This is a genomic window from Ligilactobacillus equi DSM 15833 = JCM 10991, from assembly GCF_001435735.1.
Taxonomy (GTDB): domain Bacteria; phylum Bacillota; class Bacilli; order Lactobacillales; family Lactobacillaceae; genus Ligilactobacillus; species Ligilactobacillus equi.
In genome coordinates, this window is the sequence record NZ_AZFH01000017.1 from 22,077 (window position 1) to 30,161 (window position 8,085).

Annotated in this window: 6 protein-coding genes; all 6 read right to left on the bottom strand. The window is 41.7% G+C overall.

All coding sequences use genetic code 11. The features are described from left to right. Window positions 1-539: 539 nt before the first annotated feature. On the bottom strand, window positions 540-1,112 hold the full coding sequence (locus tag FC36_RS02835; protein ID WP_023860572.1) for a sugar O-acetyltransferase: 573 nt from the start codon (window positions 1,110-1,112) through the stop codon (window positions 540-542). 48 nt (window positions 1,113-1,160) lie between these two features. Continuing rightward, on the bottom strand, window positions 1,161-1,556 hold the full coding sequence (yajC, locus tag FC36_RS02840) for a preprotein translocase subunit YajC (RefSeq protein WP_023860573.1): 396 nt from the start codon (window positions 1,554-1,556) through the stop codon (window positions 1,161-1,163). Window positions 1,557-1,647: 91 nt separating this feature from the next. Further along, window positions 1,648-2,652 (bottom strand): Holliday junction branch migration DNA helicase RuvB, encoded by a 1,005-nt coding sequence (ruvB, locus tag FC36_RS02845; protein WP_025020886.1) that lies wholly within the window; start codon window positions 2,650-2,652, stop codon window positions 1,648-1,650. 12 nt (window positions 2,653-2,664) lie between these two features. Beyond that, window positions 2,665-3,273: a Holliday junction branch migration protein RuvA gene (gene ruvA, locus FC36_RS02850; RefSeq protein ID WP_023860575.1), complete on the bottom strand. Its 609-nt coding sequence runs from the start codon at window positions 3,271-3,273 to the stop codon at window positions 2,665-2,667. Window position 3,274: 1 nt separating this feature from the next. Then, a complete protein-coding gene (gene mutL / locus FC36_RS02855; protein WP_056986697.1) occupies window positions 3,275-5,263 on the bottom strand; it encodes a DNA mismatch repair endonuclease MutL in 1,989 nt (662 codons plus the stop codon). Between the two features lie 15 nt (window positions 5,264-5,278). Beyond that, the gene (gene mutS, locus FC36_RS02860; protein ID WP_056986698.1) at window positions 5,279-7,939 is read right to left on the bottom strand and encodes a DNA mismatch repair protein MutS; all 2,661 of its coding nucleotides are present in this window, start codon (window positions 7,937-7,939) and stop codon (window positions 5,279-5,281) included. Between the last annotated feature and the right edge of the window lie 146 nt (window positions 7,940-8,085).

The following is an 8,085-nucleotide window of genomic DNA, read 5'->3' on the forward strand; positions in this document are numbered from 1 at the left end:
TTCAATGTTCAAACTTATTTTAAATTGATATAAAAGATGTTACCTCCTGTGCGTGGTGCTAGTTAAGTATCATTGACATAATCAGTGATATTAGGGCATTTCTGTTTTTCATTAAGCAAAAGGTACCCTTAAACTTCGCCATATTCTATTAGTTTATAACCAAGTATGTGCCAGAAATTAGGTTGTATCTTTAATAAATATTGATATAGCAACGTTTTTATTCTTAAATCAACTAGCACCACGCAAACCTCCTATTTTGTTCCATCAAATTTTTACCTACATCTTTTTTATTTATGCTTTAATAACCAATAAATAATATATACTACAACTGTTTTGCTATTATTTTCTTTCAAATCAATTTGATTACAAAATTTTTATTATTTTCACATTAAAAATTAACCCAAATAAAAACACCCTATCTTTAAGTCAAGACAGGATTATTTAAATATTTTCGGCCAAGATTTTATCTTTTTGTCTAGTCTAGCCAATACTAATTTATCAAAAAAATTCCTAAAGCCACTTTTTTACATTTTTTGGCTCTAACCTATTTTCCGAATAACACGACAAGGATTACCGGCCGCAACGACATTAGCGGGAATTTCCCCCACAACGATTGCACCGGCACCAATGATGGTATTAGCTCCAATTTTAGCCCCTGGACAGACGGTTACACTCGCACCCAGACTAACATTAGAACCAATGGTAATCGGCTTTTCATAACAATAATGAGCTGCACGCAGAATAGGATTTTCAGCGTGGCTAGCCGTGTAAAGACCACAATTCGGGCCAATGGTCACATCCGGACCAATGATTACCGGAGCACAATCGATAATTTTAACATCATGCATTATGGTCACCCGGTCTCCTAAATGGAGATTAAAGCCAAATTCAGTTAAAAAATTGGGTTCAATCCGTATTTCTTGACCAAAATATCCAAAATAGTCCGCTAAAATTTCTGGATGGTATTCATTTTTTTGGATAATCAAATTGTTATAACGTCGACATTTTTCAAATGACTCCCGCCGTGCTTGATCAATTTCTGGATTGAAGTCATCATACAGTTGTCCTCCATTAGTAATGGCTTGAACCCGTTTAATCGCTGCTTTTTCCATACTTTCACCTTCAAAACAAAAAAGCCGGGTTGCCCCAACTTTCTCAGTTTATTTGTCTTCTTCTGTTTTGTCTTCAGCTATGACACTAGTTTCTTCCTCACTAGCTTTAGACGTTTCATCTGTAGCATCAGTTTGTGGAACAGCTGCTACCTTAGCTTCTTCGGTACGTGGTAAAACCTTACCGATAGCGTTGGCATTGAAAACCAAGTAAACACCTTCGCAATCAAGGGTTACCGTCTTGTCTTCGTTATTAATTTCATCAATTACCCCGTGTAGACCACCGATAGTAATCACGCGATCACCACGCTTCATACCGTTCATCATTTCCTGACGTTGTTGCTGTTGCTTTTTTTGAGGGCGTAAGATGGTAAAGTACATCAAAACAATCATCCCCGCAAAAAGCAAGATTGAGTAAGTTGGATTTCCTTGAGCTGCTAAAAACATAATTTCCTCCTGCGTAAATAGTTCATATTTTTACCTATAAGTAATACTTTACCAAACTTTGGTCACAATTACTATAGGTTGAATGCATCTCTTATTCACTTGGACGCAAACCAAGATGGGCATAGCCCGCTGCCGTCACGACCCGCCCCCGCGGAGTCCGCTTTAAAAAGCCTAACTGTAAAAGATATGGTTCTACCATATCAGCAATCGTATCCGTTTCTTCCCCGATATTGGCCGCAATAGTGGTTAAACCGACTGGTCCGCCTTGATAAAGTTCAATCATGGTAGTTAACATCTTGCGGTCGGTCGCATCTAGCCCCACTTTATCCACTTGCAGTAAATCTAGGGCGTAACGACTGATTTCATCATCAATTTGATCTTTTTCGGCCACTTCGGCAAAATCACGCACCCGTTTTAAAAGCCGGTTAGCGACCCGCGGAGTCCCCCGCGAACGTCGAGCAATTTCATGCGCCCCTTTGGCACTAATTTCACTAGCCAAAACTTGGGCCGAGCGATAGACGATGTTCGTTAATTCTTCTTCGGTATAGTAATTCATGTGGCCAACAATTCCAAAACGATCCCGTAAAGGCGCTGATAACATTCCTGCCCGGGTGGTTGCCCCAATTAAGGTAAAGGGTGGCAAAGGGAAGTGTACCGCATGGGCCGTTGCATCTTGGCCGACAATAATATCGATGAAATAGTCTTCCATCGCGGAGTAAAGGATTTCTTCGACATTTTTAGGCAAGCGGTGAATTTCATCAATAAATAAGACATCACCAGCATTTAATTCACTCAATAAGGCCACCAAGTCCCCTGGCTTTTCAATAGCCGGACCCGAAGTAGTCTTGATATTTACCCCCAATTCATTAGCAATGACTAATGACAGGGTTGTCTTCCCCAAACCTGGCGGTCCATATAAAAGCACATGGTCGAGGGCTTCTTCTCTTTTTTGAGCGGCCTTGATATACACGGCGATTTCATTTTTGAGTTTTTCTTGACCGATGTATTGATTTAAATATTGGGGACGGAGGCTTAGTTCGCTATTTACTTCTTCGAAGCCTTCACTTTTCCCCGAAATAATTCTATCGTCTTCCACAAAATCCTCCCCCTATTTTTGATTAATAATCTTCAAGGCTTGGCGTAAATAAGCACTTGTTTCTTCAGCTTTGAAGTCGGCCATCTTCTTTTGAATCTTCTTAATTTCAGTTGCGCGGTAACCTAAGGCCTGAAGAGCTTCCATCGCTTCTGCTAGTTTTGGATCTTCCGCCTTATTTTCTAAGGATAAACTTTGTTGACCTGGTAAGACTTGGTTTTGACCAACTAAGTCGTCAAGTTTACCCTTGAGATCTAAGACGATTTGCTTAGCGGTCTTTTTACCAATTCCGGGATATTTGACCAAGTAACCATCATCATCGGCATTAATCGCCGTAATTAAACCTTGGTGATCATCACTAGCTAAGATCGCTAAGGCACTCTTGGGACCAATTCCGGAAACACTAATCAACTTTAAAAAAAGCTGTTTTTCCGCAGCGGTCCGAAAACCATAAAGGGTAATGTCATTTTCTCTAACGGCTTGGTAGACATAAACTCGCCTCTCTTCTCCCTCAGGAAAGGAAAAAGGATTGGCAGTAAAAATTTGGTAGCCAATGCCATTGTTTTCACACACAATGTAGAGCGGACTAACCATGGTGATTTTTCCCATAATATATTCGTACATATTATCCTCGCTTATTGATACTTTCGTGACTATCTTGAATTCGTTTAAACATCTTTTCTAAATCCTGATTGGAAAAAGAAACTACCACGGGCCGGCCATGTGGACAATTAAAGGGATTCTCGCAATCCGGTAATTGAGCCAAAAGAGCACGAGCTTGTTGATCATTTAAATGAAAATTAGCCTTAATTGCCCGCTTACAACTCATCATAATAGCCGTTTTTTCTCTAAACTGTGCCAGAGTCAAGTGCTGATTTTCTAAAAGATAATCAATCATCTCCCGAATTGTGTCCTCTTCTTGTCCAGCTTTAAACCAAGCTGGATGTTGGTGAATAATATAAGTATTCGGTCCAAAATCTTCCAATTGTACTCCCAATGCTAACAAATCTTCTTTGTGTTGTTCAATTTTTAAACAGTCACTGGTAGGATAAGTCAAAACAATCGGTAAGAGTAACTTCTGTTGGGCAAGCCCCACCTTAGTAATTTCTTGGCGGTAAAACTCGTAGTTAACCCGTTCTTGAGCGGCGTGTTGGTCAACAAGGTATAATCCCGCTTCACTTTCTGCTAACAAATAGGTACCGTGTAATTGACCAATATAACGTAATTTAGGAAATCTCGGCTCCGCAGAATTAGACACATCATTATCGAGTTCTAGACTTATTTCTTCAGTCTTAGCTGGTTGCGTCGACACAACTGGTGAACTAATAGGATTATTTTGGCTGACTGTTTGTAAGCCAAAGCGCTGGTCCCAAGCCTGGATAGCCGGTAAAGTTAGTTGCTTTTGATCCTTGATTTCTAACTGGTTAAACTTGACCGACACTGGGGTTGACTTGGCTTTAGGCGCCTGGGGGCCAACGGCTTGCCCCGTTAAGAGCTGATTGACCTGCTGGCGACTAGGTAAAGATGGTGACGACGTTTGGTAAACGCGATTGCCCTCCCCGACTTTTTCTGCCAAAACTTTAGCCTTTTTCGCTGGTAAATTATCCAGAGCCTTAGGGATTAAATTTTCGGGGGCCAAACTAGCTTGGATGGCTGCCTTAATCAGTTGGGCCAACTGCTCTTCTTTAGAAATCCGCACTTCTTGTTTAGTGGGGTGAACATTAACATCGACTAATTGGAAATCAAGTTCAATATTTAAAACCGCTAAAGGGTAGCGCCCTACCATTAATTTGGAACCATAACCCGCCGCCACCGCCCGTAAAAGGGTATGACTTTTGACATAACGGCCATTAATTAATAAAGAAATATAATTGCGACTGGCCCGGGTTAATTTCGGTAAGGAGACAAAGCCACTTATCTGAAAATCTTGGTCTTGGCGGCCCACAGGAATCATCTGCCGAGCCGTCGTCACCCCATAAATGGCACTCAAAACTTGCTGAAGCTTACCATTACCGACTGTTTGTAATAGTGACCGACCATTATGTGTGAGGGAAAAGGCCACCTCCGGATGCCCCAAGGCCAAGCGATTGACAATATCGGTGATATTGGCTAATTCAGTATTGGGTGATTTCAAGTACTTCAAGCGCACTGGGGTATTAAAGAAAAGGTCACGGACCGTAATTTGTGTTCCTTGGCGACTAGCTGCTGCTTCTTGAGCTAAAATTTCGCCGCCGCGCAAGTGAATCATGGCTCCAGCTGAAGCGGCAGTAGTCTTAGACTCAACAATTACATCGGCTACCGAAGCAATACTGGGGAGGGCTTCACCCCGAAAGCCCAGCGTTTGAACCCGAAATAAATCCTTTTTACCAGTGATTTTACTCGTGGCATGACGTTTAAAGGCCAGGGCCAAATCATCTACCGCAATCCCACTACCATCATCAATAACTTGAATGGTCGCTAAGCCTGACTCTTCTAAGATAATATCAATTCTATGACTGCCAGCATCCAGGGAGTTTTCCACTAATTCCTTCACAACGGCGGCCGGATTTTCAATAACTTCCCCGGCCGCAATTTGATCGGCTAACACCGCACTTAATTCGTGAATCTTACCCATATCCTATTCCTTTCGCTATTTTTTTCGTAATTGTTTTTGCCACTGATAAACTTGGTTCATCAAGTCCAGTGGCGTCATCCCCATTAAATCCAAATCACTTAATTGATCTAAGACTTTAGTTTGCCGTTTATTTAACTTACTTGCTGGCACCACTTGCGGTTCTTCAAATAAGGCCAATTGACCATTTTCTTCCATAATTAAATTATTGCTTTCAGAAACTTGATCAACCTGGGAAGTTTCTGACGTCTTTGTTAACTGCTCATCTTCAGTAGCTACTTTGGCTTCAGGTGCTTGCTTGGCTTGTCCTTCTAAGGAAGCCAAGATGACATCCGCCCGACTTAAAAGCTGATCTGGCATCCCGGCTAGGCGTGCCACATGAATCCCATAAGACTTATCAGCCGGACCAGTTTGCATCTTGTGCAAGAAAACCAAGTGACCATCTTTTTCAATCGCACCAACATGGACGTTTTCTAAATGATCCAAACTTTGGTCTAGGACGGTTAGTTCATGGTAGTGTGTTGAAAAGAGCGTCTTAGCTTTAACATGATTATGGACATGCTCGATAATTGCTTGGGCCAAAGCCATTCCGTCGTAAGTTGCTGTTCCTCGCCCAATTTCATCAAATAAAAGCAAACTGTTTGGGGTTGCATTTTTTAAAGCCTGGTTGGCTTCCTTCATTTCAACCATGAAAGTAGATTCCCCCGAAATTAAGTCATCAGCCGCCCCAATCCGGGTGAAGATTTGGTCGAAAATCGGCATCTTAGCCGCTTTGGCTGGTACAAAACATCCGATTTGCGCCATCACGACCGTCAAAGCTAGTTGTCGCATGTAAGTTGACTTCCCGGACATGTTAGGACCAGTAATCAGAAGAATTTCTGTGTCGGCATCCATAATTACATCGTTAGGTACATATGATTGCTTACCAACAACCTTTTCCACCACTGGGTGCCAACCTTCCTTAATTTGTAGATTTTTTGCTGCTGTAAATTCCGGTTTCACAAAACCAGAATTTTCACTGACAACCGCAAAAGCTTGCAAAACATCAATTTGCGCCACCGCCCGAGCCAACTTTTGCAATCTTTGAATTTCATCTTTAACTTGGTCACGAATTTGGGTGAAAATTTCGTATTCTAAATCACCAGCCTTACTTTCTGCTCCTAAAATCAAGGCTTCCTTTTCCTTTAATTCAGGAGTGATAAAGCGCTCGGCATTGGCTAAAGTTTGCTTTCTTTGGTAGCGATTCTCATCCAGCTTGGCCAGGTTACCCTTACTAATCTCAATATAGTAACCAAAAACGCGGTTAAAACCAACTTTTAAGTTAGAAATTCCAGTCTTTTCCCGTTCATTGGCTTCTAATTGGGCCAGCCATTGCTTTCCATTTTGCAGCGCATCACGGTATTCATCTAATTGAGAATTGTAACCATCGCGAATCAAATTACCCTCGGTAATCGATAAAGGTGGTTCATCAACTAAAGCTTGTTCAATTAAATCAGCGACTTCTTCGACCGGATCTAGATCCGCCAATAAACCACTAAATTCACCTTCATCAAGTGTTTCCAAGGTATAACGTAACTTTGGCACCGCTAAGAGAGAATTCTTCAACTGAATCAAATCGCGACCGTTAACACTGCCCAAAGCGACCTTCCCTGCGAGCCGTTCTAAATCGTAAACAGAGTTAAGATCTTCTTGAACATTAGTTCTTTCAAAGAAATGATTCAAAAAAGACGCCACCCGCGCTTGGCGAGCCTCAATTTCCCCTTGGTTTAATAATGGCCGTTCAATCCATTGTTTTAAAAGGCGACCACCCATGGCTGTTTTGGTTTCATCCAAAAGCCAAAGTAGCGTTCCTGACTTTTTCTTCGTACGAGCATTAACCAAAAGATCTAAGTTAGCCTTGGCTCGGTAATCCATCTTCAAAAAGTGGTTAGGTTCGTAATGACGTGCCTTTTGAAGGTGAGCCAAGGCCCGCTTTTGAGTCACGCTCAAATACATCAAAAGATGCTTAGTAGCTTCCAGTTCTTCGGAATTTTCCAACGCTTGTAAGACATAAGAAAATTCAGCTTGAACTTGATAATCGTCTTGGTGAGAAATCAAGATTTTCAAGCTTTCTAAGAGTTCACTCGCCACAGTTGGTAAGCTTTGATCTACCACAATTTCTTTGGTTGCTAAGGCCAAAAGTTCATTTTGTAGGCTATCTAACCCCTGAAGACTAGCAACATGAATTTCTCCGGTAGCTAAATCAACATAAGCAAAGCCGTAACGGTCATTTTCATAATGTAAAGCGGTTAAATAATTGTTACTTTTGGCATCTTTACCACTGTTGTCTACAATGGTTCCGGGGGTCACCAACTGGGTCACTTCTCTTTTGACCATACCTTTGGCTTTTTTAGGGTCTTCGACTTGTTCGCAAATCGCAACCTTGTAACCTTGGTCCACTAAAATATCGATATAGTTTTGCACCGCATGGTGGGGTACCCCACACATGGGAATAGGATTGTCAGCATTTTTATTCCGCGCCGTTAAGGTTAACTCCAAAATCTTGGCCGCTTGTACGGCATCTTGGAAGAACATTTCGTAAAAGTCACCCATCCGGTAAAATAAGAAGGCATCGGGATATTGTTCTTTAACCGCCAAGTATTGTTGCATCATTGGCGTGTGCTTGGTTTTTTCTGGCATAACCAACCGTCCTTTCCACTTACTGTCAATTATCTATTCTATCATTTTTAGCCGTATTTAGCACCTGTCCCGCTTGCCAAAAATAACTCACGTCAACTACCCCCGAACAAGTTCGGGGGCTTGTAACTCACGACACTTGCGTGTCA